Raw genomic sequence first — 25,630 nt, forward strand, 5'->3', positions numbered from 1 at the left:
TTATTATTTTTCAAGAAGATAAGAAAACACGACCCCGCCGATCTCGCGCCACGCTCCGTTCACCGGTTGTCAACAAAACACGCCTGTGCCAGCCTGAATACCGAGCTGTAGAGCTCAGTAACGAAGCAGCAAAGTTTTACCTCGAGGTAAAGGTTGATGGAACACCTACCCCTTTAGCTCTGAATTCATGCAATTATTTTCAAGATGAGGATAAAGTTATGAATAACGACATTCTGGAAGGCAACTGGAAACAGCTAAAAGGTAAAGTGCGCGAACAATGGGGCAAACTGACCGACGATGATGTTGACCAGATCGGCGGCAAGAAAGACAACTTCATCGGCAAGCTTCAGGAAAAATACGGCCTGAAGAAAGACGAAGCCGAAAAAGAGTGGAACAAGCTCTCCAGCTAATTATTTGTTCACACGGCTGACCCCATACCGATGGTGCACCCTGCACCATCGGTTGATTTATCATCTAACCCTTTACTCAAACCGCGCGCGAAAACTCTCCGGCACCGGCGTAACTTCACGGGTGTTGTAGTTAAAGAACACAAAGCCGTATTTCGCCAACGCAACCGGCTGACCGCTGTCGGCTTTGGTCACCCGGAACACGAAATCGCCACCGTATTTATTGAAATCCATCAGCCCCACTTCAAACCGCAGCATGTCCGGGTAAAACGATTCGCCCTGATACATGGTGGCGAGGTCGGTAACAATAATGCCATTACCGCTCGGATCGGCCTCTTTAATGCCGTTTGCCACCAGAAACTGCGCCCGGGCCTCCGAGAGCATGGAAATCAGCGCATCGTTGCCTAAATGGTTGGCGCCGTTAATATCGCTGATTCTAACGGGTAGAAGAGTTTCGAAGCTGAAGGCGTCGTCCGGGAATTCCAGTTTGATTCTTGCCACGGTGGTGTCCTGTTTTACGATCGTTTTAACGTGTGAGCATCATACCCTTGCGCTTGTGACTTCTCATCTTACGTCGGTATCAGGTATCTTGAGTCATGCTCCTGCGCTTTAAACTTGGGAGCGGGCAATGATTGGGGGTGGGCTTTCCAAAAACCGCTCCCAATCATCGCTCGAGCATTCGAGGCGCATCTGGAATAACAAAACAAGAGTGATCTATGAGCATTCGTCCTGCGGCCACTTTGGCTCTGACTCGCGATAGCGAAAACGGTATTGAAGTCCTTCTGCTGCAACGCACCTGGGAGGCGATCTTTCTACCCGGTTATTTCGTCTTCCCCGGCGGGGCTGTGAATGTCGAGGAACCCGAATGCCGGGATCATGCCATTGGCGTGGAAGACTCCGCTATTAGCCAGACCATGAGCTTGGTCGAAGGCGGCGGAGTGGATTATATGCTGGCCGCGGTTCGGGAATGCTTTGAAGAGTCCGGCGTTCTGCTGGCCTTGGACAAAACCGGAAAACTTATCGGCCCGGACCACCCGGTACACGCAGATCGCGACGCGCTGTTCCAGGAAACCGTGTGTCTGGCCGAGCTTTGCAAAAAGTACGAATTAACCATACCGCTGGACCATTTAGCGTACCTGAGCCATTGGGTCACACCACCGGGGCCACCGCGCCGGTTTGATACCCGATTCTTTATTGCTGCCGCACCCGAAGGGCAAATTGCCAGCCACGATGGCTCGGAAACCATTGATCACGTCTGGATTTCACCCGCTCAAGCACTGGCAGAACACAAAGCCGGGCAGCGCTTGTTAGGTCTGCCGACCATTCGAACCCTGCGGGTTCTGTGCGACTTCGACACCACGGCTGAACTGATGCGCTACGCCCACGCCAACCCGCCAGAACCCTTCCCGACCGACCCCTGGCCGGCGATCCGAAAAGGCAAACCGGTGCTTCTGGAGCCGAACGCACCCGCCTACGACGAAGCCGTAAAACTGGACCCAGAGGGTGCAGGTTCGGTGCAGGCGCAGATCACACCGGGTGAACCGGTTGAGGTAGCCGCCGGCGTGGTTCGTTTGACCGCGCCGAACCCGGGGATGATGACGGGCCCCGGCACCAACACCTACATTCTGGGTTTCGATCGTTTTACCGTGATTGATCCCGGACCGGCCAATGAAAACCATATTGAACGCATTCTGGAAGTGACCGATGGTGCGGTGGATCAGGTGGTGGTCACCCATACCCATCTTGACCACTCTCCGGGCACCCGATTGCTGAAAGAGCGCACCAACTGCCGGGTTTTCGGCTGGCCAGCGCCGGAAGGTGCCAGCCAAGACCGCGCCTTCACGCCGGATGACATCCCCGAACACGGTGAATTGATCGCTACAGAAGCCGGTGTGCTGAAAGTTATCCACACCCCCGGCCACGCCTCGAATCACCTGTGTTTGCTGCTGACCGACCAGGATCTGCTGTTTTCCGGTGACCACATCATGCAAGGCTCAACGGTGGTGATTAATCCGCCGGACGGCGATATGAAAGCCTATGTGGAATCGCTGTACGAATTGCTGGAAGAGAAGATTCAGTTCATTGCCCCGGCACACGGGTTTCTTATGGGGCAGCCAGAGGCCGTGGTGGATTATCTGATTACCCACCGCCTGTCACGGGAGCATAAGGTGTTCCGGGCGCTGGCAGCACTGGCTCCGGTTTCCCTGAAGGATCTGACGGCAAAAGCCTACGACGATGTGCCAACCGCAATACACGGGCTCGCTGCCCGCTCTGCGTTGGCCCACCTACTGAAACTGGAAGCCGAGCACCGCGCCTGCCAGAAAGACGATCTCTGGCATACCACAGCCCCGGCTTAACCGCCGGGCTATTTCTTGGCGATCACCCAAACCGCGTGAACAATGCCCGGAATGTAGCCGAGAATGGTCAACAGAATGTTGATCCAAAAGTGCTTTCCGATACCCACCTGTAAAAACACCCCCAATGGCGGTAACAGAATCGCAATCAAAATACGCAAAAGGTCCATACAGTTCTCTCCTTAGTCTCGGTATAACAGTCTTATGATTGCAAGATAGTTCAGTTATACACAATCAGCTGTCTGAATTCGGCCCGGAATCATGAAAGTGGCATTACAGCTTCTTCACAGCCGTATTCATTACTCGCTGAGAGCCCTATCCTAGGGCCGTTTCGTCAAGGTACTCGAGGATTTATGCTGTTTCAACGTCATCATAGCCACACGCCCAGCACACTGCTTGCCGGTTTTCTTCTGGTACTGGCGCCATTCAGTGCATGGGCTGACACGCAAAAAGCACAGACGGTTTCCGAAACGCCCGGGCCTTTGATCGCTCAACTGGCCGAGGACGAAAGTGTCGAAGATGTCGTTCATTCCGAGCCACGCCACGACACCCAGAAAAAAGCAGCACCGAAGGCCAAAGAATCCGCTGAGACCGAACCTGCGAAAGCCGCCGGTGCGGATAAACAAGGCGCAGCCACCTCGGAACCGACGGCAACCAAGGCCAAGCAGCCGCGGAAGATTGCCCCCAATGTGGATCTGAAAGAAGTCGCGCCCATGCCGGAGCCTGAGCCTGAGCCAGAACCCGCTCCTGAAACTGAGCCGACCGATGCTGCGGACACAGACTCCACTGCTCCCCAGGAGCCAACGGCGACCGAGGAAAGCGAGCCGGACGTTACCGAAGCCGAGCCCGTTCCTTCGGAAACTTTCGCCATACTGGGCAAAGAAGTGCTACCGGGTACTTCAACCCGTCTGGCCTGGTCGCCGAATATTCAAATTGCCGGGCTGTCCCAGATTACTCCGGTACTGGTGGTGAACGGTGCGCACGCCGGGCCGACTCTGTGCCTGACTGGCGCTATTCACGGCGATGAACTGAACGGCATCGAAATCGTACGGCGCGCCATGTACGACCTGGACCCGGCCAAATTGAGCGGCCAGGTCGTTGGCGTGCCCATCGTGAACCTGACCGGTTTCCAGCAAGGCACCCGCTATCTGCCCGACCGTCGTGACCTGAACCGTTATTTCCCGGGCCGCCCCGACGGCACGCTGGCAGACCGCATCGCACATTCGCTGTTCAACAGTGTCATCCGTCATTGCGACATGTTGGTGGATATCCACACCGGATCCCTCAAACGCACCAACTTGCCGCAACTGCGCGCCGACATGAACAACCCGGAGGTCGCGGAATTCACCAAGGGCTTTGACCGAATGGCGGTGGTACACAGCTCGGGCTCTGAAGGCATGTTGCGAACCGCCGCGGTCAATGCAGGCATCCGCGCGGTGACGCTGGAAGCCGGCGAATCGCTGCGCATTCAGGAGCACCAGATCAAAGCCGGCGTCAACAGCCTCAACAGCCTGATGGAAAAGCACGGCATGATCTCCCGGATGTTTGTCTGGGGTGATCCGCAACCGGTGTATTACGACTCGCTGTGGATTCGCGCCCAGCACGGCGGCATTCTGTTCAGCGAAGTGGCCTTGGGAGATCGTGTGTCCGAAGGGGAAATCCTCGGTTACGTGTCAGATCCCATCACCAACGAGCAATACCCGATTCGCTCGAATGCCAATGGCCGCGTCATCGGCATGGCGGTGGATCAGGTGGTGATGGCCGGCTTTGCGGCCTACCACATTGGTACGGAGGCAGAAGTTCCAGGAGAGTAGTATGCTAGGCGTTTAATGCATCGAGCCTGAAGGATAACAACGTGGCTGCAGAGAACGCCGGCATCGTGCCCCGCACACCGGGGCTGGCCTATATCGGTTTAGTACTGACGCCTCTGTTCTGGGCCGGTAACGCGGTCATCGCGCGAGGCACGGTAGACAGCATTCCGCCGCTTTCCATGTCGTTCTGGCGCTGGGTGATCGCCCTGTGCATTCTGCTGCCTTTCGGCCTGCCCGGCGTTTGGCGCCACCGGCACGTGATTCGCCAGCACCTCGGCTCCATGCTGGCGTTGGCCACCTTCAGTGTCGCGGCATTCAATTCGTTGCTCTACTACGCAGCCCTGACCACCACCGCCACCAACATTGCACTGATCAACTCCACCATTCCCATATTCGTGGCCCTGCTTGCCTGGATCCTATTGGGCGACAAAACCCGCCCGCTGCAAGCGTTGGGTATTGGTTTAGCCATTTTGGGTATTGTCACGGTAGTGGCACGGGGCGATCTGTCGATTCTGCTGAATCTGCAGGCGCAACCCGGCGATCTGATTATGGTGGCGGCCGTGGCCAGTTGGGGGCTGTTTTCGGTCCTGCTGCGGCGGCAGGCTGTACCATTGCCACCCCTGACCTTTCTCACTACCCAGATTCTGCTGGGCAGCTGTGTGCTGTTTCCGTTCTACCTTGCCGACCTATTGTTCTTTTCCGGTGGCTTCAGCTGGTCTGGTGACACGGCGCTGCCTCTGCTGTACTTCGCCATCTTCCCCGGCATTCTGGCCTACGGTTTCTGGAACTATGGCGTGCAACAGATTGGCCCCGCCAAAGCGGCCATTTTCATGTATCTGGTGCCGGTGTTTGCCTCGGTTCTGGCCAGTGTGTTTCTGGATGAAGCACTGGGCGCGGCGCACCTGGTCGGCGGTGCTTTGATTCTATCCGGGCTGCTGCTGGCAACCCGGGTAGGCCGGCGCCCGCCGGTTTAGCCGGCCTTAACGCTGCGCCAAGGCCAATTCCACACGGGCCATTACCTGTTCCAGTACGGCTCGCGGGCAACCAATATTGAGTCTCATAAAACCGCTGCCTGGCTCGCCAAAGGTAACCCCCGGGTTCATGCCCACCCCCGCCTGTTGCACAAAGAAACGTTTCAGCCCGGCATCGTCTAACCCCAGTTTCCGGCAATCCAGCCACATCAGATAGGTGCCTTCCGGCGCTGACACCCGAATTCCGGGCCAGCGCGCGGTAACCTGCTCCAGCACATAGTCTCGATTGGCCTGCAGATACACCATCAGCTGATCCAGCCATTCGCCACTCTGTCGGTAACCGGCTTCAAAGCCCGCCACGCTGAACGGATTACACTGAGGCAAATGCAAAGAATCAAACACCGCTTTAATGGCCCGGCGGCGTTCAGCGTCTGGAATCACCAACGCTGACAAGCCCAAACCGGGCATGTTGAAACTTTTGCTCGGAGCAATGGCCGTTACCAGAGCATCCTCCTCATCCGCCAGTCGGGCCAGCATGGTATGAGCAGGTTTGTCCCGATACACCAGATCGCAGTGGATCTCGTCGGTCAGCACCGTCAGTTGATGCCGGCGGGCGATCTCAAGCACCGCCTTTAATTCGTCGTCAGTCCACACCCGGCCCACCGGATTGTGAGGCGAACAAAACATCAGAACGCGGGCATCCGGCCGGGCGGCGCATTGCTCAAGATGCTCCAGATCCATGCGGTATTGCCCGGTTTCCGCGTCCTGCACCAATGGGTTTTCGATCACCACCCGGCCACTTTGCTGCACGGAACTAAAGAACGGTGGGTACACCGGGGGCTGGATAATCACCCCTTCGCCGGGTGCCGCATAAGCCATGCAGGCGGCATGCAGCGACGGCACCACACCCGGTGCCATCAGAATCCATTCTTTCTCGATCTGCCAATTGTGGCGTTCGGCAAACCAATCAATGATCGATTGATAAAGGCTGTCCGGAAAAATCGTATAACCGTACACCGGATGCTCAGCTCGGGCTTTCAAGGCGGCAGTTACCGCCTCGGGCGCGGCAAAATCCATATCCGCGACCCACACCGGAATCACATCGTCACGGCCGAACACCGTCTTACGCACATCAAATTTCACCGAGGCGGTGTTTTCTCGTTGTATCGGCTGGTCAAAATCCATAGCTACCGTCATTCCCCATCAGCATTACTAACAGCTACTTGTCGAAACCGTTCAGAATTGCGAACCTGCTGAGTTTTAACGCAGCCCGCACCGGAAAATTTATGATCGCGCAAATACTGGCCACCATGCTACCCGTATTCCTGATTGCAGGCTGTGGGGCATTGTACGGGCGTTATCGCACGCCGGACATTCAGGGCTTGAACCTGCTCAACATGGAGTTGTTTGTGCCCATGCTGGTGTTTGCGGTGTTGGCCGACCAGCAAGCGCCCTTGCAGGATTACGGCTGGCTGGCGCTGGCCGCAACCGTAGTGGTGCTGGGTTCCGGCATAATTCTGTACCCGCTAGCCCGGGTGCTGGATCTGAACCTGAAAACCTTCCTGCCACCCATGATGTTCAACAACTCCGGCAACATGGGCATTCCACTGCTGGTGCTGGCGTTCGGCGAAGCGGCGCTGCCGGCAGCCATCGTGTTGTTCATTGTGGAAATGCTGCTGCACTTCTCCGTTGGCCTGTACATGCTGGACCCACACACCTCCGTACTGAAACGCCTGCGCCAACCCATCGTGTTTGCCAGCATCGCCGGCCTTGCCGTGAACTTCAGCGGTGTGGCCCTGCCCAGCTGGCTGCTGGAAGCCCTGAACATGCTGGGCGGCGTGTGCATTCCACTAATGTTGTTCGCTCTCGGCGTGCGCATGCTGGATGTCGACTTCAGCGACTGGAAGCTCGGTATGATCGGCGCCATCGCCTGCCCCGTCAGCGGGCTTGTACTGGCGTGGCCGCTCATCGCTGTGCTTGACCTTCCAGGCCTTCAGGTAGCGGCACTCTGGGTCTTTGCCGCCCTGCCTCCGGCGGTTCTGAACTATATGGTGGCGGAACAGTATCGCCAGGAACCGCACAAGGTCGCCTCGCTGGTGCTGATCAGCAATCTGGGCAGTCTGGTGGTGATGCCCATCGTACTGGGCCTGGTGTTTGCTTCTGGTTACCTCTAGGCAACTTGCAACAACGCTTTTTATAGCCGATGGTTAGAGTTCAGCTTGCTGATTTCAAACCCGATATGGAGGTCTGCCCTTGAGCGTTCTGCTTCTTGTTCTCAGTGCTTTGGTGCTGATTTATTTCAGCATAGGCGGGAAAACCGCTGCTATTGTTATGTCGGCGGCCACCTTGGTTGGCGTGGCACAAGACGACTGGCACATTCTCAGCTTTTTAATCGGCGGCCTGTTACTGGCGCTCGCTTTGTTGGTAGTTCTGCCCAGCGACCTGCGCCGGGAAAAACTCAGCCGTCCTCTACTCGGTTGGGTACGGGGCCGTTTGCCCACGCTCTCCTCGACGGAAGAAGAAGCCCTGAAATCCGGCTCGGTAGACTGGGACGGCGAATTGTTTTCCGGCAAACCGGAGTGGAACAAGCTGTTAGATGCTGCACCGGCGCACCTTACCAGTGAAGAACAAGCCTTCCTCGATGGCCCGGTGGAAGAACTCTGCAAAATGCTGGATGACTGGCAGATCACCCATGAGAACTACGATCTGCCCGAAGACGTCTGGGCATTCATTCGCAACAACGGCTTTTTCGGCCTGGTGATTCCCAAGGAAGATGGCGGCAAGGGCTTCTCCAACACCGCCCATTCCGAAATCGTGATGAAAATCTCCACCCGCAGTGTCTCTGCCGCCGTCACCGTGATGGTGCCTAACTCTTTAGGCCCGGGCGAACTGCTGATGCACTACGGCACCGAAGACCAGAAACAACATTACCTGCCCCGCCTCGCCGGCGGCGAAGACATTCCCTGTTTCGCACTGACCTCGCCCATCGCGGGCTCCGATGCCGGGGCCATTCCGGACAAAGGCATCGTCTGCAAAGGCGAGTGGAACGGCGAAGAAGTGATGGGCCTGAAGGTCACCTGGAACAAGCGCTACATCACGCTGGCCCCGGTGGCCACCCTGATCGGCCTCGCCATCAAAGTATACGACCCCGAACACTTGCTCGGTGAACAGGACGAAATCGGCGTAACCTGTGTGCTGGTGCCCCGGGATACCGAGGGCGTGCATGCCGGTACGCGCCACTTGCCGATGAACACGGTGTTTATGAACGGGCCCACCTGGGGCACCGAGGTGTTCATTCCGATGGATCAGGTGATTGGCGGGCAAGACATGCTTGGCAAAGGCTGGACCATGTTGCTGGAATGCCTGTCCATCGGTCGCTCGATCTCGCTGCCCGCGCTGGGCACCGGCGCCGGCAAGCTGGCCAGTTTGGCCACCGGTTCTTACGCCTTTACCCGGGAGCAATTTGGCCGCACCATCAGTCAGTTTGAAGGAGTTCAGGAAGCACTGGAACCCATCGCTGGCTACACCTACATGATGGATGCCGCCCGCTTGCTGACCGTGGGCATGCTCGATAGAGGCGTGCGCCCAGCGGTGCCTTCGGCTGTTTTGAAATACCGCAACACCGACCTGATGCGCGAGGTCATTAACCACGCCATGGACATTGTGGCCGGCCGCGGTGTGATCACCGGCCCCCGTAACTTCCTGGCTCGCGCCTATCAAGCGGTGCCGATCGGCATCACGGTAGAGGGTGCAAACATCCTGACCCGCAGCCTGATGATCTTTGGCCAGGGCTCTATTCGCTGTCATCCCTTCATCGTGGATGAGATCGAAGCCGCTGGCATGGACGATGAAGAGGCCGCAACCAAGAAATTCGATGATATTTTCTACAGCCATCTGGCGCACACCACCCGAAACTCGTTGCGGGCTTTCGTACTGGGCCTAACGAAAGGTTTGTTGGAAACCGCCCCCCGACAGGGCGATATCCAAGGCTATTACCGCCAGCTTGGCCGATTCTCGGCGGCCTTCGCCATGATGACTGACGTAACTCTGCTGACGGTAGGCGGTGGCCTGAAAGCCCGGCAACGGCTGTCTGGCCGTATGGCGGATTGTCTGGTGCAGCTGTATTACGCCACCGCCGTGATCAAGCAATGGCACGAAGAAGGTTATCCTGAAGATCAGCGGGATTTGGTGGAATGGAGCCTGCAAACCTGTTTGCACGATCTGCAGAATTCCATGCGCGAAGCCATCATCAACTTCCCGGTGCCGGCACTGCGCTGGCCGCTGCGCATTCTAGTGTTCCCGCTGGGTGCTACCGGCCTTAACGGCCCGGATGACAAGCTGGGCGCGAAAGTGGCCGCCACCATCGTGGACGACACCCCCGTGCGCCAGCGGGTAAGCCGTGGCACCTTCACCACTCAGGATCCGAACGATCCGTTAGGGCGCGTGCTGAATGCCTACAAGCTGGCTAACGAAACCCACGAAATGCGCCAGCGCCTGCACGAAGCCATTCGCAACCGCAATGAGGATGAGCTGGATGGTATTGCGCTGCTGATGGGCCACCAACGCAAAGAACTGGTGGACTGGGCCTGCGCCCAAGGCATCGTGACCGCTGATGAATGTCCGAAACTGGAAGAGGCCCTGACCGCCTTGTACGACGTGATTCGTGTCGATGCCTTTGAGCCCGACGGCCTCAAGTCTCTGGCAAAAACCGCCAAGGGCAAACGCAAAGTGGTCGAACGGCCCAAGAAAAAGCACTAGCCTCTGATTGAGGGGCGTTCACTCGCCCCTCAATCCTGCCCGAATCGCCTCATCCACCAGCCAGCGCCGCAAGGTCTGGATTCCGCGCTCCCGCCGGCGACTGGTCTTCCAGGCAAAATAGAACTTGTCGCCGGTTACCACCGCATGGGCCGGCAGCCGCACGAAATCTTCCGAGTCTTTGCGGGTACTGAGCATGTAGTCGTTGGTCAGAGCAATGCCCTGATTGAAACGCGCCGCCTCCAGCGCCAGCAACATATGACTGAAATGCTGAACCCGGGTGCCGCTGGGCAGAGACTGATCCACCGTGCGAAACCAGGCGGCCCAATCACCGGCTTGCCGATCAAAAATGCTGTGCGTCGATAGCAAAGGAAATTGGGCAATCTGCTCGGGCAAAATAGGCAACTCACCGCGGGCATCGGGCTCCGTGTCCCAGCCCATTTCCCGCCGTATCCGCTGCCAATAATCCTGACTGCACACCGGGAACAGACGCTCGGTGTACAAATGCTCGTAACTGTAGGCCGGTGCCGAGGTGTAAATGGTGATAAAACAATCCGCGACCCGATCCGACAACACCGGATTCTGGCTGCTCATCTCCAGCGCCAGATCAATTTGCGGGTGTAACCGCTGCAACTCCGGCAAACGCGGTACCAGCCAGCGCACCGCGAAGGAGCTGAACACCGACAACCGCAGCCGCGATTCTTCGTGCCCCAGCAACTGCTCACTCGCCCGCTCGATCTGCAACAACGCCGAACCAATGGCATCGAAATACTGACGACCTTCATCGGTCAGGGTCACCATGCGCCCCGAACGCCAGAACAAAGGCTCACCCAGATAGGTTTCCAGCTGTTTGATCTGGTGGCTAACGGCACTTTGGGTGATCAACAATTCCTCGGCGGCCGCGGAAAAACTGGTCAGCCGGGCAACCGCTTCGAACACCGGTAAAGCTTTCAGGGGCGGAAGTCTCATCTATCTAAATTTCTAATAGCAAGTGAATAATCATCATTTTATCGGATAGTAAATCATAGATAGACTGGTATTCACAGTTCACGGAGGCAACCGTCTTCTCGTGGCCATTCAACAGGTAAAAAAAGGGGGGATTGAATGTCAGGCAAAACCGTTAATAGCGCTATCTTGTTACTGGTCATCGGCAACGCTATGGCTATCCTCTCTGATATTTTTATCAAAACGCTGGAGCCTGGTGGATCGGTTTTTCAGTTCGCTTTTTTGCGCATCCTTATTACGCTTGTGTTCTTGTTGCCACTGATCGGCAAACTCAACCGTGACCATTTGTTCAGCGGTTTCGGCGTTCACGCGCTTCGCGCACACGTGCACCTGGCGGGTATTCTGGTGATGGTTATCGCCCTCACCAACTTACCGCTGGCGACGGCGAACGCGTTGTTTTATGCCGCGCCTATCATGGTGATGGCGTTATCGGCCATCTTCTTCAGTGAAAAGCTCACGCGGTTAAGCATGGCTGCGGTGATCAGTGGTTTTGCCGGCATTATCGTTATCCTGCGGCCGGTGGAATTCAATTGGGCCGCCATCGCCGCATTGATATCCGCCCTGACTCTGGCCATCAATGCCGTGCTGGTGCGCAAGCTGCCCCAAGAGCAAAGCACGGTGCACAAGTTGTTTCTGAACTACTTGTTGATCATTCCGGCGGCAGGGGCTCTGGCTCTGTGGGAAGGCGCCGAATGGCACCCGGAAATGTTGATCAGCGCAGCAGGCTCGGCCTTTTTCATCCTCGGTTACAACATCGCCGTGTTGCTGGCTTACCATCAGGTGGATGCCAATCAGGTCACCAGTGCCGAATACACCGGTCTGATCTGGGCAGTTGCGATTGGTTGGATATGGTTTGGTGAAGTGCCTGACCTGTGGTTCATTATCGGCAGCCTGATGATCATCGTACCCTTGGTGCTGATTGGTCTGCGCAACCGTAAACGGTCACCAGCCCGGGGCTTCAACCCGGCACCGCGGGATCGCGAGCGCTCGGCAAGCTACCGGGCAACTCAGACGTCCGAGGACAGCTGTTCTTTCAAGCAGGACTCGATCGCAAAGGTGTGATCGCACTGGTCACCCAGTGCCCGGAGTGATTCGGCCAGGCGCAGCAGGTAATCGGTGTTGGGGCCACTGGGCCCCAATGCCTGCGCAATCTGCCGGGCAATATCTTCTGCCGGGGCGTCGCCCAGAAACGCTTCGTTGTCTTCCGTGGCGATGTACACCAAGCCTTCGGCCTGGCCGCCATCATCAAACGTCATCGTAGTGCTGAAACGCAGATAGCCGTTCTTCTCCCGCACATCCAAATGCTCGAACACCTTCGGTGCTACCCGAAACGCCATGCCTTTACACACGGCCCCGGGCCGCTCAATCAAGGTCACCACGCGCCCCGGTGCCTCCGGAGTGCCCCGGTGATCGTGAGAGCCTTGCCAGAACCGGCGCGCCCAGCCCTTGATGGTGGCTGGCTTTTGCTCAAGGAAGGGAAAATCGACCTTGTAGATCAAAGACCCGTAGCCAAACAACCACACCGAATCGATGCCTTCGAAATTCTGGCGCTTACGATTATGGTCAATGGTATTGGCGGGCATACCTATCCTCGTTTCTCAAACTCAAGCACAGTGTGTCAGGCGGCCTGAGTGCTGGCAATAAAACCGGCGATGCCGGTTAGTACAATTTCAGCCGCCATGGCAGACAGGATCAAACCACTGATTTTCGACATGATGTTCAGGCCGGTTTTCCCCAGTGCCTTCTCAAGATAGCTCGACAGCCGCAGTAACACGCCCAGAAAGACCAGACTGGTCACCAGACCCAACAGGCCGCCAACCACTTCCGGCACCTCTTTAAGTTCGGCACCGTAAACCAGAATCGCACCGATGGTGGCCGGGCCGATCATCACCGGAATGGCCAATGGGACCACTGCAACGTCTTCCCGATCTTCCTCTGGCAGGCTGGTTGCGTGATTCCGCGTGCCGCTGGTCACCAAACTGATGGCCGTCAGGAACAACAACGCGCCGGCACCAATCCGGAACGAATTCAGAGTAATCCCGATCGCACTGAACAGCAGCGGGCCGGCGAAGAACAGGATAAGGCCGAGAATCAGCGCTGACACACAGGCGCGGCGAATGATGGAGGCTTTCTCCGACGCGGGTAATCCCCGGGTCAGTGCCAAGAACATAGTGACCACGAAGAAAGGTGCAATCAGGAACCAAAAGCGGATGGTACTGCTGAGGTAGGTGGAGAAAAACGTTTCAAGCATTCAAGGAAATCCGGCCGAGGGTTGGTGCCGGTAAGAATAGCGCTTGTTGCTCATTCCTGCCGTAAGGAACTGAACCTATTTCCCGCCCATCAAGCACTTAACGCTTAACGGACGGCTTGCGTGGTTTTTTCGGTTTGGATGGCCGCCCCTTCGGCCCTGCCGGGTTGCGCCCGCCCGCTTTAGGACCACCCCCCGGCTTACCTCCGGGCCTGCCCGGCCGCTTACCGGGCCCGGGACCTTTACCTCGCCCCTTACCGGAACCTTTTCCGGGCGCACCACCCGCGCCCTTCCCACCCCGGCCAGCGGCCGGTCGCCCTCCGGGCTTGGCACCCGGACGCGGCGGTTTTCCGCCAGCTCCCGAACGGGCAGGCTTCTTCTTGGGTTTGCTCGATGCGGGCTCGGTCGCTTCCGACGAAGAATCCCGCACGGCATCCAACAACGTGGTGAGCTCTTTCTCGGTCAAATCCCGCCATGCTCCCACCGGCAAACCACTGAGGTTCACGTTCATGATCCGCACCCGCTCCAAGCGGGTCACTTCATAACCGAAGTGCTCCGCCATGCGGCGAATCTGCCGGTTTAACCCTTGCACCAAGGTGATACGGAAAACAAAGCGAGAGATTTGCTCAACCGGGCAGGGCTTAGTCACCGTGCCAAGAATCGGAACGCCACTGCTCATGCCCTTAATGAATTCTTTCGTCACCGGCTTATCCACAGTGACGATGTATTCCTTGGAGTGATTGTTACCCGCCCGCAGGATTTTGTTCACCAAATCGCCATTGCTGGTCAAAAAGATCAGGCCTTGGGAGTCCTTGTCGAGCCGGCCAATGGGGAAAATCCGCTCACTGTGGCCCACAAAGCGAACAATGTTGTCGCGTTCGGCGCTGTCGGTGGTGCTCACCACACCCACCGGCTTGTTCAGCGCGATAAAAATCAGGTCTTCTTCGTCTCGCGGCTCCACCACCTGGCCATTCACTTTCACGGTATCACCGGGCATCACCTGGTCACCCACCTGCGCTCGACGCCCGTTAATATGCACGTTGCCTTGCTCGATGTAGCGATCCGCATCCCGCCGGGAGCACATCCCGCTTTCGCTGATGTATTTATTCAAACGGGTGGATGTTTTGGTGGTCATGACGTCCTGCGGGATGGTGGTTGAGTATGTATCAGACGTGCGCGTTGCACAGGGGGCATCATCCCATCGAGATGCAGGCACGGCAACCGCCCACGGGATTCGTCAAGGAGCAAACACGCCAAGATATAGAACAAATACTACGTTTAGACTAAATGATTACGCAATAACACTAACATTTTTCACAAAACTTTGATGATTCACTGCTAAAATAGGGCGGCTTTTTGTAGCTCGCTAATCATCTGTGCTTTTTTCCCGCTCGTCCTGCAGAGCCGTTTTCAAAACATGAGGTCGATCATGTCCACCGAATCCCGAATTCGTTGCCCGAAACTCCGTCAGCGCATTATGAGCGCCCAAGATGCCGCCGCTTTGATTCCCTCCGGCGTGAATGTCGGAATGAGCGGCTTTACCGGCGCCGGCTACCCGAAAGCGGTCCCTGGCGCTTTGGCAGAACACATTCGGGCGGCGCAGGCGCGAGATGAGCGCTTTCAGATTAGCGTGTGGACGGGTGCGTCTACCGCACCTGAGCTGGACGGTGCACTGGCCGAGGTCAATGGCATTCAAATGCGCCTGCCCTACCAGAGCGATCCGTTATGTCGTCAGAAAATCAACGATGGCCACATGGAATACATGGACATTCACCTGTCGCATGTTGCTCAGCATGCCTGGTCCGGCTTTTACGGCAAGCTGGATATCGCGGTCATTGAGGTGGTCGGGGTGACCGAGGACGGCAAGCTAATTCCATCTTCGTCTGTGGGCAACAACAAGACCTGGATTGATCAGGCAGATAAGGTGATTCTGGAAGTGAACCACGGCCAGAGTGCCGGGCTGGAAGGCATGCACGATATCTACTACGGTACCGCCCTGCCTCCGCGCCGAAAGCCGATTCCCCTGACCCGGCCCGACGAGCGTTTTGGAGAAAAATACCTGATGTGCCCACCGGAAAAGATCATTGCGGTGGTGGAAACCAATGCGCCCGACCGCAATTCCCGGTTCAGCCCGCCTGACGAAAACTCGCAACGGATCGCCAACCATCTGCTGGAGTTTTTCAGCCGAGAAGTGGAAACCAAACGCCTGCCGCCGGAATTGTTGCCGCTGCAGTCCGGTGTCGGCAACATCGCCAATGCCGTGATGGCCGGTTTGAACGAAGGCCCGTTCAATCACATGACCGCGTTCACCGAAGTACTGCAAGATGGCATGCTGGCCATGCTGAAATCCGGCAAGCTGGCAAAAGCATCGGCCACCGCGTTTTCCCTGAGCCCGGAAGCCAACGAAGAGCTGGCCAACAACATCGATTTCTACCGCGATCGTATTGTTCTGCGCTCACAAGAAATCAGTAACCATCCGGAAGTGATTCGCCGCCTGGGCGTAATCGCACTGAACGGCATGATCGAAGCCGATATCTACGGCAATGTGAACTCCACCCACGTGATGGCATCGCGCATTATGAACGGTATTGGCGGCTCCGGTGACTTTGCCCGCAATGGCTACCTGTCGGTGTTCATGACCCCTTCCACCGCCAAGGGCGGCACCATTTCCACCATCGTTCCCATGGTGTCGCACGTGGATCACACCGAACACGATGTGCAGATTGTGGTCACCGAACAAGGATTGGCAGACCTGCGCGGCCTGCCGCCCCGCCAGCGGGCGCTGAACATCATCGAAAACTGCGCCCATCCGGATTTCCGGCCCCACCTGCGCGACTACTTCGAGCGCGCCTGCAGCAGCAAGCGCGGCATGCACACCCCGCACCTGCTGGACGAAGCTTTAAGCTGGCACCACCGGTACGAAGCCTGCGGGCAAATGTAAGCGGCCTGACAGGAAAACAAAAAAAGCCGCGGGCCCGAAGGCGCGCGGCTAAAAGAGATCGCAGAATCGAAGGGGCGATCAGTAAAGCTTGGCCAGTGACTTCTTGGCAAAGGCATCCACTTCGTCCAAGCGGCCTTCTTTCACTTTCACCAGCCACTCTGGGTCTTGCAGCAGTGCACGGCCTACCGCGATCAATTCGAATTCGTGGTTGGTCATGCGCTCAACCAGCTCATCAATACCCGATTGCTCAACGGCTTCTTTCTTACTGGCAAAGGTGCCGCTGATGAAGTCTTCGGTCAGGCCGACACTGCCCACCGACATGGTCGGGATGCCGGTCAGCTTTTGGGTCCAACCGGCCAGGTTCAGATCGGAACCTTCAAATTCAGGCTCCCAGAAGCGACGTGTGGAGGCGTGGAAGATATCCACACCGGCATCCACCAGCGGCTTCAGGAACTGTTCGAGCTCTTCCGGGCTGTTTACCAACCGGGCTTCGTAATCCTGCTGCTTCCACTGTGAGAAACGCAGCATGATCGGGTATTCCGGGCCCACGCGGTGGCGTACTTCTTCTACGATTTCAACCACGAAGCGCAGACGGTTTTCCATGCTGCCGCCGTACTCGTCGTCACGCTGATTAGTGCCTTCCCACAGGAACTGGTCGAGCAGGTAACCGTGCGCACCGTGGATTTCCACACCATCAAAACCCAGCGCCTTGGCATCCTGAGCAGCATCGCCGAACGCTTTAACCACGTCTTGAATGTCTTCTTTGGTCATGGCTTTGCCGTTGGGCTTACCCGGCGCAAACAAGCCAGAAGGGCTGTAGCCTGGCTCGGACGGATCCGGCTCGGTGCCTTCTTGACGAACCGCACCCACGTGCCACAACTGAGGGAAGATGGCGCCACCCGCTTCGTGCACGGCATCAACCACTTTCTTCCAACCGGCCAAGGCTTCTTCGCCGTGGAAAGCCGGTACGTTCGGATAGCCATTGGCACCCGCATGGTTCACGGTGGTGCCTTCAGTGATCACCAGACCAACCCCGGCTTCCGCACGGCGACGGTAGTAATCCACCACGTTTTCACCCGGTACACCCTTGGGTGAGAAGTTCCGGGTCATCGGCGCCATCGCTACGCGGTTGCGCAGCTTGAGGTTGTGGAGTTCAAACGGTTCAAACATCGGGCCTAGATTCATGCTCATAATTCGGTGCAACCTTGTTAATTTGGTTTCTTAACGCAACCCTATTCAAATTGGTTTCATAATGCAACCCTATTCGGTACACTCACCTACATGGCCAGAAAACGTTTTGATGACTCCAATTGCTCCGTTGCCCGCGCACTCAATGAAGTGGGCGACTGGTGGTCCCTGCTGATTGTGCTGCATGCTATGTACGGCACCCGCCGGTTCGTGGATTTCCAGCAACAGCTGGGCATTGCTAAAAACATCCTGTGCGACCGCCTGAGCAAACTGGTAGACAACGAAGTGCTGCGCAAAGTGGAAGCCGGCGAGCACGGCTCCCGCTTCGAATACCGGCTCACCGAGAAAGGCCGGGACTTATTCCCGGTGGTGGTTGCCCTGCGCCAGTGGGGTGACAAATGGAACCCCGCGCCCGAGGGTGAACAACTGGACCTGCGCGACCGTGCAACCGGCCAACCCATCCAGCCCGTTACCGTTCGCAACAGCGACGGCGAACCTTTAACCATTCGCGACGTGTTAGTCGCCAACGACTTGAAAGCCGCAAAAGACGCAGGCTGAACAGTGTGGAAAGCCACATGCCGTGTGGCTTTTTGAGCTATATCAATATCTCGACCCTCTCGTTTCCCTCGCCTTGCGTTTTTTGCGCTAAATCAAAAACACACAAGCCATCACCGGTAAATTGGAGCCATCAATTAATGGCGCAATTCTGGAGATGGTTATGTCTCGTAGTTTCAAACTCAGTGTTCTGGCAGCAGCCGTACTGGCCGTAGCTCCGGCCGCTCAGGCCTTCGAAGCGGGTGATTTGATTGTTCGGGCAGGTGCTGTGCATGTGGCGCCGGATGATTCCAGCGATGTGATTACTGTGGGTTCAGTCGCGGCGTTGGGCTCAGATGCTCGCGTTGCGGTTGATTCCAATACCCAGCTGGGCCTTCGCGGAACCTATATGTTCACTAGCAACCTCGGTTTGGGCGTATTGGCGGCCACACCATTCAAGCACTCAATCAGCGGCGCCGGTGACATCGCGGCTCTGGGTGAGATTGGCGAGACGAAGCATCTGCCGCCTACGGTCACTCTGCAGTACTACCCAATGAAAAGCTCATCCGCTTTTCAGCCCTTTGCAGGGATCGGCGTAAACTACACCACCTTTTTCGAAGAAAAGACCGTGTTAGGTGAGCTGGATCTGGATGACAGTGTGGGTGTTGCTGTTGAGGTTGGTATGGACTACATGCTGAACGAAGAATTCGGCCTGAACGCCGCCATCTGGTGGGCTGATATCAATACCGACGCACAGGTTACCATGGCTGACGGCACCAAAACCGATCGGTTTGAAGTCGAAATCGACCCCATGGTTTACATGGTCGGCTTCACCTACAAGTTCTGATTGCTGCTACGTTTTCAGAGCAAACAAAAAAGCGGGACTTTTCAGCCCCGCTTTTTTAATGCCCGGAAAACCGGTTTGGCTTACGCGCTACGGCGCTGAGCCGGGCGACCACTACGGCCTTGCCCTTCACCCTGACCTTGACGACCGCGGCCACCACTGCGGCCAGCAGGCTTAGGCCCGAAGCTCTTGCCATTGCCACCCTGCGGGCGACGGTTACGGGCTTTGCTCGGGTCCGCTTTGGCTTTCGGCTTCAGCGGCAGGTTGTTCTTCGGCTCAAAGCCCTCGATTTCCTTACGCGGCAACTGCTTTTTGATCAGCCGCTCGATACCCGCCAGCAGTTTGCCTTCGTCGGCACTGACCAATGACAAGGCATGGCCTTTCTCGCCGGCACGACCGGTACGGCCGATACGGTGCACGTAGTCTTCCGGTACGTTCGGCAGCTCGAAGTTCACCACTTGCGGCAGCTGTTTGATGTCCAGGCCACGGGCAGCAATATCGGTTGCCACCAGTACACGCACTTCGCCCGCTTTGAAATCCGCCAGCGCACGGGTACGGGCACCTTGTGACTTGTTGCCATGAATCGCGGCGGCGGTGATACCGTCACGCTCCAGCTTCTGGGTCAGACGGTTGGCACCGTGCTTGGTGCGGGTGAAAACCAGTACCTGATCCCAGCTGTTGTCACGCACCAGCTTGCTCAACAGCGCCGTTTTCTGGCTCTGATCGACCGGGTAAACCGACTGCTTGATGGTTTCGGCCGAGGTGTTTCGGGCGGCTACTTCAACCTGCACCGGGTTATCCAGCAGGCCTTCGGCCAAACCGCGGATCTCGTTGGAGAAGGTAGCAGAGAACAACAAGTTTTGACGCTTGGCCGGCAACAGTGCAAGAATCTTGCGAATGTCGCGGATGAAGCCCATGTCCAGCATACGGTCGGCTTCGTCCAGCACCAGGATTTCCACTTCGTTGAAGCGCACTGCGTTCTGCTGATACAGGTCCATCAAACGGCCCGGTGTCGCCACCAGAACGTCCAGACCCTTGCGCAGCTTCATCATCTGCGGATTGATTTTGACACCACCAAACACCACGGCGGCTTTGGTCGGCACATATCGGCTGTAAAGGTTCACGCTGTCATGAACCTGCGCCGCCAGCTCCCGGGTCGGCGTCAAAATCAGCGCGCGCGGGCCTTTGCCCTCGCGCGGCTTTTCAGACAGACGCTGCAACAGGGGCAGCGTAAAGCCGGCCGTTTTGCCGGTACCGGTCTGGGCCGCCGCCATCACGTCTTTACCAGACAGAACGGCAGGAATCGCCTGCAGCTGAATGGGAGACGGGGTATCGTAACCCTGATCGGAAGTGGCACGGACCAGCTGCTCGGACAAACCGAGGGAAGAAAAACTCATAAACGATGTACTCTTGATTAATTCTGCCTCCACGAACACCGTCGTCGGCGAATGCGGGCAGATGCCATGAAAGTTCATGGAATAAAAGACGACTACGGTCACGCGCCGAAAATGGGGTGACGTCCTCTGACAGGTCGTATGGAGTGTTCGCAAAGCGGCTTAAAAGCCTGAAACTGCGGAATCCCTAGAGGCAGGATGTGTGCACGGTAACAGAGCACCTTTGAAATAGCCATAAGTGTTTATTGTTAGCTACCGTACGATTTACCCCACGCGATGGAACTCGTGACCAGCTCCGAGGTCTGTACTGGCTTATAACCGTTTATTTAACCAAAGAAAATGGGAGTCGTCATGATCAGTGTTGGTATCGGCCCACTGAGCCTTTCAATCGGGCATCTGCTTCTGGTGCTGGCCTTTGTGGTCGCGCTGATTGTCGGCGCTCTGACGGGGCGCAAACGGCAAACGCCGGTATCAGGCACACTGGCCGATATTTTTCTGGTGGCCATGGTCGCGGCCCGCATTGGCTTTGTGGTGCGCTACTTCGAGCATTACCAGAGTGATTTGTGGGGCATTATCGATATCCGCGACGGCGGCTTTGATATGGTTTCCGGCCTGATGGCTGCGCTCATTTTCACGGCCTACCTGATGTGGAAGCACACCGCTAAACGCCGTGCGCTTGGCTCTGCCGTAGCTGCGGGCCTGATCACCTGGGGTTTTACCACCGGTGTGATCGCTCTGATCCATCAACAAACCCAAGGTTTTCCGGAAGTGGCGTTGACCAATCTGAACGAGCAGCCGGTCCGTCTGGAAACCATCGCCGGTAACCGCCCAACCGTGGTGAACCTTTGGGCCACCTGGTGCCCGCCCTGCATCCGTGAAATGCCGGTACTCGAAGAGGCACAACTGCGCTACCCGGGCATCAATTTCGTGTTTGCCAATCAGGGCGAGCATCCGGAAAGCATTCGAAAATTCCTGATGGAACAGAACCTGAACCTCAGTCATGTGCTTAGCGACCGCCAAGGCCAATTCGGCCGGGTTGTCGGAAGCTATGGCCTGCCCACAACCTTGTTCTACAGCGCCGAAGGCAATCTGGTCGACACTCATTTAGGCGAACTCTCCCACGCCAGCCTGGCCCGAAGCCTGGAACGTTTCGACGATGCTGATGACACCCCTGAAAGCAATTAATTAATGGAACTCGAGATAACCATCGTCAATCGCATCTGAACACAACACCTTGGAATCTCGCTGATAATCCTGCACCGTCAGCCATGGGCCATGTGTGCCCTGGCGCGGCAAGGTGTCGGCTGCTCGCTTGATGTAGCCAGCCTCTAAAGATCCCATCACCGTTTCCTCACTGCGGCAGCCGCCTTCATTACGGGGCACCGCCACCGCAAGGTTCTGGCTGTCCATGTGATTCAGTAACCGGCACAGGTATTCGGAGGCAATATCGACTTTCAGCGTCCAGGAGGCGTTGGTGTAGCCGATGATCACGGCGGCATTAGGAATGTCTTCCACCATCACACTTTTGTAAAACACTTTCTTGTTGAGGGCCACTTCCTGGCCATCCAGCGTAGGCTTGATGCCACCCAGCATCTGAATGTTCAGGCCGGTGGCGGGCACAACAATATCGGCCTGCAGCTCCTCGCCGGATTTTAAGCGGATGCCGGTTTCCGTGAAGCGATCAATGTGGTCAGTCTTGATAGACGCGCGGCCTGCTTTAAGGGCCTTGAACAAATCGCCGTCCTTCACCACGCACAGGCGCTGGTCCCAAGGGTTGTAGTCGGGTGTGAAGTGGCGCATATCCACTTTGCCCTTTAATTCGCGCTTCACCATCCACAACAGGAATCGCCGCATAGCTCGCGGGCTTTTGCGGGAGCGTTTATACAACTGCCGTGAGATAAAGAGGTTTCGTGAGCGAGTCAGCTTGTACGACAGTTTTGCAGGTAGCACCTTCTGCATCGCAAGGGTGACCTCATCTGTCGACGGGAGAGGCATCAGATAGGACGGTGAGCGCTGAAGCATGGTCACATGTGCGGCGTCTTCTGCCATGGTCGGCACCAGTGTAATGGCGGTTGCGCCACTGCCAATCACCACCACCTTCTTGCCGGTGTAATCCAGATGCTCCGGCCAGTGCTGGGGATGCACGATCCGGCCTTTGAAGTCGGCTTCTCCCGGAAAATCCGGCTTATAGCCCTGATCGTAGTCATAGTAGCCGGTACAACCCACCAGGAAATTGGCGGTCCAGGTTTCGAGCTCACCGGTTTCGGCATTCTCGGCGCTTAGTCTCCAGCATTTGTCTGCACTGGACCAGTTGGCCGCTTTCACCGCCAAACCATAATGGATGTGCTTATCGACCCCTTTCTCTCGAGCGGTCTTGGTCAGGTACTGCTTGATCGAGGCACCGTCTGCCAGCACCTTACCGCCTGACCAGGGCCGGAACTTGTAGCCGAAGGTAAACATATCGGAATCCGAACGGATACCGGGATAGCGGAACAGGTCCCAGGTGCCACCGAGCGACTGGCGCCGCTCCAGAATGGCAAAACGCTTGTGCGGGCACGATTTTGTGAGATGGCAGGCCATGCCGATACCGGAGACGCCCGCGCCGATGATCAAGACATCATAATGTTGCTCATCCATGGGAGTTCGCCCTCTCTTGTTGTTTGTTGTTTGACGACCTCCAACACTACGTGCTTTGTCGCAGACTTCGATTGGCCAGAAACTCGATACCCATCAAAAATCCGGTCAAATCGTCCAACAAAAATAGTATTTCCCATAGCTAGCTAACTGCGAGATGATCACTCAATTGACACGCAGACTCGGGATAACAACGATGCAAAACTACCTGAAGCCAACGCCGTTTTTCGACTACCAATCACCAGCCGTTCAAGCCTGGATGCAGCAGCATCTTGAGGGCGTATCAGACGATCCGGTCGAACAAATCAAAGCGCTCTATTTGGCCGTGCGGGATGGCATCAGCTACAACCCCTATGTCTTCAGCCCTGACCCTGAAACGTTCAGCGCCAGTTATGCACTCACCGTGGGCGAAAGCTACTGCATTCCCAAAGCGGTGCTGCTGGGCGCCGCGGCTCGGGCAATCGGGATTCCCAGCCGGCTGGGCCTTGCCGATGTCCGTAACCACCTGTCGAGCCCCAAACTGATTGAATGGCTGCAATCCGATGTATTCCGCATGCACGGGTTTATCGAACTCTACCTGAACGGCCGCTGGGTCAAAGCAACGCCCGCGTTCAACAAAAAACTCTGCGCCTTGATGAACGTGGACGTACTTGAATTCGACGGCGTGAACGACTCCATCTTTCAGGAATACACCGAATCCGGCGCGGCACACATGGAGTACATCAACAACCACGGCGTGTTCGACGATGTTCCTCACCGCTTTATTCTGGACGGCATTATGGCCGCCTACGGCCATCTGTTTGAAGAAGAGGGGGTCGGCCCGAACGATCACAGTCTTGAGAAAGACATCTCCGGGCGCTCATAAAAAAAACCGGTAGCCGCATCCTGCGGGTACCGGTTTCAGGGGTCAGCCTGAAGCTTTCAGGCTTGGCTCAACATTTACTGAGCTTCGTTGCGGATCAAGAAGTCAAAGGCACTCAAAGACGCCTTGGAACCCTCACCCATTGAAATCACAATCTGCTTGTAAGGCACCGTGGTGGCGTCACCGGCCGCAAACACGCCCGGGATCGAGGTTTCATTACGCTCGTTGATGATCACCTCACCGTGCTGGCTCAACTCGATGTCGCCTTTCAGCCACTCGGTGTTCGGCACCAGCCCGATCTGCACAAATACACCTTCGAGTTCTACGTGGTGCTCTTCACCGGTGGTGCGGTCCTTATAGTTCAGGCCGCTCACTTTGCCGTTCTCACCTACGATTTCAGTGGTCTGGCCGGACGTAATGATGTCCACGTTGTTCAGGCTGCGCAGTTTCTTCTGCAGCACTTCGTCTGCCCGCATTTGCTCACCGAACTCGATCAACGTCACGTGGCCGACAATACCGGCCAAATCGATGGCGGCTTCCACACCGGAGTTACCACCACCAATCACCGCTACGCGCTTACCTTTGAACAAGGGGCCGTCACAGTGCGGGCAGTAAGCCACACCCTTGTTACGGTACTCTTCCTCACCCGGCACACCCATCTGGCGCCAGCGGGCGCCGGTAGACAGAATCACCGTTCTGGATTTCAGTGAAGCTCCATTCGCCAGACGCACTTCGTGCAAGCCGCCCTTCGTTTCAGCTGGGATCAGCTTCTCGGCGCGCTGCAGGTTCATCACGTCTACGTCGTATTCGTTCACGTGCTGCTCCATGGCAGACACCAGCTTCGGACCTTCGGTGTAAGGCACGGAGATCAGGTTTTCGATCGACATGGTGTCGCCCACCTGACCACCAAAGCGCTCAGCCGCCAGGCCAGTGGAAATGCCTTTACGGGCGGCGTAGATGGCCGCCGCAGAACCCGCCGGGCCACCTCCGATCACTAATACGTCAAAGGCATCTTTCTGGTTCAGCTTCTCGGCTTCTTTGGCACCGGCGTTGGTATCCAACTTGGCAACAATTTCTTCCAGCGTCATGCGGCCCTGGCCCCAAGGCTGGCCGTTCAGGTACACACTGGGCACCGCCATCACTTCACGCTGTTCAACTTCGTCCTGGAACAGGGCGCCGTCGATGGAGGTGTGCTTGATGCTCGGGTTCAGCACACTGATCAGGTTCAAAGCCTGCACCACGTCTGGGCAGTTCTGGCATGACAAGGAGAAGTAGGTTTCAAACTCGAACTCACCGTCCAGTTCCTGAATCTGTTCAATCAGATCCTGTGACGCTTTGGACGGGTGACCACCCACCTGCAGCAGCGCCAGCACCAACGAGGTGAACTCGTGCCCCATCGGGATACCGGCAAACGCTACGCTTACATCCGTTCCCACCCGGTTGATCGAGAACGACGGGCGGCGCACATCCGCAGACTCTTCATCCCGCAGGCTGATCTTGTCTGACATGCTGGCCAGCTCTTCCAAAAGCTCTCTTAGCTCCTGGGACTTGTCGCTGTCGTCATACGCTGCCACCAATTCAATCGGCTGTTGCAGCTTGTCCATGTAGGCGTTCAACTGTTGCTTGATATTGGTGTCTAACATCGTTGCTCTTCCCCTCAACTCAGGTGAAATCAGGTGTTT

23 protein-coding genes are annotated in these 25,630 nt (G+C 56.7%); 12 read left to right on the forward strand and 11 right to left on the reverse strand.

The annotated features are described in order from the left end of the window. The first annotated feature begins 218 nt into the window (after positions 1-218). Positions 219-410, forward strand: coding sequence for a CsbD family protein (locus Q9245_RS08355; protein ID WP_199005627.1), 192 nt, complete (start codon positions 219-221; stop codon positions 408-410). Between the two features lie 72 nt (positions 411-482). On the opposite strand, the gene Q9245_RS08360 is transcribed toward Q9245_RS08355, so the two are convergent. After that, positions 483-908: a thioesterase family protein gene (locus tag Q9245_RS08360; protein WP_305896698.1), complete on the reverse strand. Its 426-nt coding sequence runs from the start codon at positions 906-908 to the stop codon at positions 483-485. Positions 909-1,123: 215 nt separating this feature from the next. On the opposite strand from Q9245_RS08360, the gene Q9245_RS08365 reads away from it, so the two are divergent. After that, complete coding sequence (locus Q9245_RS08365) at positions 1,124-2,764, forward strand: MBL fold metallo-hydrolase (protein WP_305896699.1); 1,641 nt, start codon at positions 1,124-1,126, stop codon at positions 2,762-2,764. Positions 2,765-2,772: 8 nt separating this feature from the next. On the opposite strand, the gene Q9245_RS08370 is transcribed toward Q9245_RS08365, so the two are convergent. Then, positions 2,773-2,931, reverse strand: a complete 159-nt coding sequence (locus tag Q9245_RS08370; RefSeq protein ID WP_004581060.1) for a YqaE/Pmp3 family membrane protein — start codon at positions 2,929-2,931, stop codon at positions 2,773-2,775. 183 nt (positions 2,932-3,114) lie between these two features. Between Q9245_RS08370 and Q9245_RS08375 the strand changes: the two genes are divergently transcribed. Together Q9245_RS08375 and Q9245_RS08380 are read left to right on the forward strand one after the other, a co-directional pair. Next, positions 3,115-4,575 carry a succinylglutamate desuccinylase/aspartoacylase family protein gene (locus Q9245_RS08375; RefSeq protein ID WP_305896700.1) on the forward strand — a complete coding sequence of 487 codons (1,461 nt, stop codon included), beginning with the start codon at positions 3,115-3,117 and terminating at the stop codon, positions 4,573-4,575. A gap of 41 nt (positions 4,576-4,616) precedes the next feature. Beyond that, positions 4,617-5,546: a DMT family transporter gene (locus Q9245_RS08380; protein ID WP_305896701.1), complete on the forward strand. Its 930-nt coding sequence runs from the start codon at positions 4,617-4,619 to the stop codon at positions 5,544-5,546. A gap of 6 nt (positions 5,547-5,552) precedes the next feature. Here the strand turns inward: Q9245_RS08380 and Q9245_RS08385 are convergent, their stop codons facing one another. Beyond that, entirely contained in the window at positions 5,553-6,740 is a 1,188-nt protein-coding gene (locus Q9245_RS08385) for a MalY/PatB family protein (protein WP_305896702.1), read from the reverse strand. Positions 6,741-6,829: 89 nt separating this feature from the next. Here Q9245_RS08385 and Q9245_RS08390 point away from each other — a divergent pair, with 89 nt between their 5' ends. Both Q9245_RS08390 and Q9245_RS08395 read left to right on the forward strand, forming a co-directional pair. After that, positions 6,830-7,717, forward strand: a complete 888-nt coding sequence (locus Q9245_RS08390; protein WP_305896703.1) for an AEC family transporter — start codon at positions 6,830-6,832, stop codon at positions 7,715-7,717. A 79-nt stretch (positions 7,718-7,796) separates the two neighbouring features. Further along, positions 7,797-10,301 (forward strand): acyl-CoA dehydrogenase, encoded by a 2,505-nt coding sequence (locus Q9245_RS08395; protein ID WP_305896704.1) that lies wholly within the window; start codon positions 7,797-7,799, stop codon positions 10,299-10,301. 18 nt (positions 10,302-10,319) lie between these two features. Here Q9245_RS08395 and Q9245_RS08400 read toward each other — a convergent pair whose 3' ends face one another. Beyond that, positions 10,320-11,267 carry a LysR substrate-binding domain-containing protein gene (locus Q9245_RS08400; protein ID WP_305896705.1) on the reverse strand — a complete coding sequence of 316 codons (948 nt, stop codon included), beginning with the start codon at positions 11,265-11,267 and terminating at the stop codon, positions 10,320-10,322. A gap of 135 nt (positions 11,268-11,402) precedes the next feature. On the opposite strand from Q9245_RS08400, the gene Q9245_RS08405 reads away from it, so the two are divergent. Beyond that, positions 11,403-12,365 carry a DMT family transporter gene (locus tag Q9245_RS08405; RefSeq protein WP_305896706.1) on the forward strand — a complete coding sequence of 321 codons (963 nt, stop codon included), beginning with the start codon at positions 11,403-11,405 and terminating at the stop codon, positions 12,363-12,365. Here Q9245_RS08405 and Q9245_RS08410 read toward each other — a convergent pair. From Q9245_RS08410 to rluF, 3 genes are all read right to left on the reverse strand, one after another. After that, positions 12,311-12,886, reverse strand: a complete 576-nt coding sequence (locus tag Q9245_RS08410) for a gamma-glutamylcyclotransferase (RefSeq protein WP_305896707.1) — start codon at positions 12,884-12,886, stop codon at positions 12,311-12,313. The two genes, Q9245_RS08405 and Q9245_RS08410, sit on opposite strands and share 55 nt — an antisense overlap. A gap of 35 nt (positions 12,887-12,921) precedes the next feature. Beyond that, a complete protein-coding gene (locus Q9245_RS08415) occupies positions 12,922-13,554 on the reverse strand; it encodes a MarC family protein (RefSeq protein WP_305896708.1) in 633 nt (210 codons plus the stop codon). A 97-nt stretch (positions 13,555-13,651) separates the two neighbouring features. Next, on the reverse strand, positions 13,652-14,686 hold the full coding sequence (rluF, locus tag Q9245_RS08420) for a 23S rRNA pseudouridine(2604) synthase RluF (protein ID WP_305896709.1): 1,035 nt from the start codon (positions 14,684-14,686) through the stop codon (positions 13,652-13,654). A 294-nt stretch (positions 14,687-14,980) separates the two neighbouring features. Between rluF and Q9245_RS08425 the strand changes: the two genes are divergently transcribed. After that, on the forward strand, positions 14,981-16,492 hold the full coding sequence (locus Q9245_RS08425; protein WP_305896710.1) for an acetyl-CoA hydrolase/transferase family protein: 1,512 nt from the start codon (positions 14,981-14,983) through the stop codon (positions 16,490-16,492). A 78-nt stretch (positions 16,493-16,570) separates the two neighbouring features. Here the strand turns inward: Q9245_RS08425 and Q9245_RS08430 are convergent, their stop codons facing one another. Continuing rightward, positions 16,571-17,683 (reverse strand): NADH:flavin oxidoreductase, encoded by a 1,113-nt coding sequence (locus Q9245_RS08430; protein ID WP_305896711.1) that lies wholly within the window; start codon positions 17,681-17,683, stop codon positions 16,571-16,573. 90 nt (positions 17,684-17,773) lie between these two features. Here Q9245_RS08430 and Q9245_RS08435 point away from each other — a divergent pair, with 90 nt between their 5' ends. Together Q9245_RS08435 and Q9245_RS08440 are read left to right on the forward strand one after the other, a co-directional pair. Then, on the forward strand, positions 17,774-18,238 hold the full coding sequence (locus Q9245_RS08435; protein ID WP_305896712.1) for a helix-turn-helix domain-containing protein: 465 nt from the start codon (positions 17,774-17,776) through the stop codon (positions 18,236-18,238). A gap of 160 nt (positions 18,239-18,398) precedes the next feature. Continuing rightward, entirely contained in the window at positions 18,399-19,061 is a 663-nt protein-coding gene (locus Q9245_RS08440) for an OmpW family protein (RefSeq protein WP_305896713.1), read from the forward strand. 80 nt (positions 19,062-19,141) lie between these two features. On the opposite strand, the gene Q9245_RS08445 is transcribed toward Q9245_RS08440, so the two are convergent. Next, entirely contained in the window at positions 19,142-20,455 is a 1,314-nt protein-coding gene (locus tag Q9245_RS08445; RefSeq protein ID WP_305896714.1) for a DEAD/DEAH box helicase, read from the reverse strand. 348 nt (positions 20,456-20,803) lie between these two features. Here Q9245_RS08445 and Q9245_RS08450 point away from each other — a divergent pair, with 348 nt between their 5' ends. After that, complete coding sequence (locus Q9245_RS08450; protein WP_305896715.1) at positions 20,804-21,637, forward strand: TlpA disulfide reductase family protein; 834 nt, start codon at positions 20,804-20,806, stop codon at positions 21,635-21,637. Here Q9245_RS08450 and Q9245_RS08455 read toward each other — a convergent pair whose 3' ends face one another. Beyond that, positions 21,638-23,089: an NAD(P)/FAD-dependent oxidoreductase gene (locus tag Q9245_RS08455; protein ID WP_305896716.1), complete on the reverse strand. Its 1,452-nt coding sequence runs from the start codon at positions 23,087-23,089 to the stop codon at positions 21,638-21,640. A gap of 193 nt (positions 23,090-23,282) precedes the next feature. On the opposite strand from Q9245_RS08455, the gene Q9245_RS08460 reads away from it, so the two are divergent. Beyond that, the gene (locus Q9245_RS08460) at positions 23,283-23,951 is read left to right on the forward strand and encodes a transglutaminase family protein (protein WP_305896717.1); all 669 of its coding nucleotides are present in this window, start codon (positions 23,283-23,285) and stop codon (positions 23,949-23,951) included. A gap of 74 nt (positions 23,952-24,025) precedes the next feature. On the opposite strand, the gene ahpF is transcribed toward Q9245_RS08460, so the two are convergent. Further along, a complete protein-coding gene (gene ahpF, locus Q9245_RS08465; RefSeq protein ID WP_305896718.1) occupies positions 24,026-25,591 on the reverse strand; it encodes an alkyl hydroperoxide reductase subunit F in 1,566 nt (521 codons plus the stop codon). Positions 25,592-25,630 lie beyond the last annotated feature (39 nt).

This window comes from Marinobacter sp. MDS2 (genome assembly GCF_030718085.1).
Lineage (GTDB): Bacteria > Pseudomonadota > Gammaproteobacteria > Pseudomonadales > Oleiphilaceae > Marinobacter.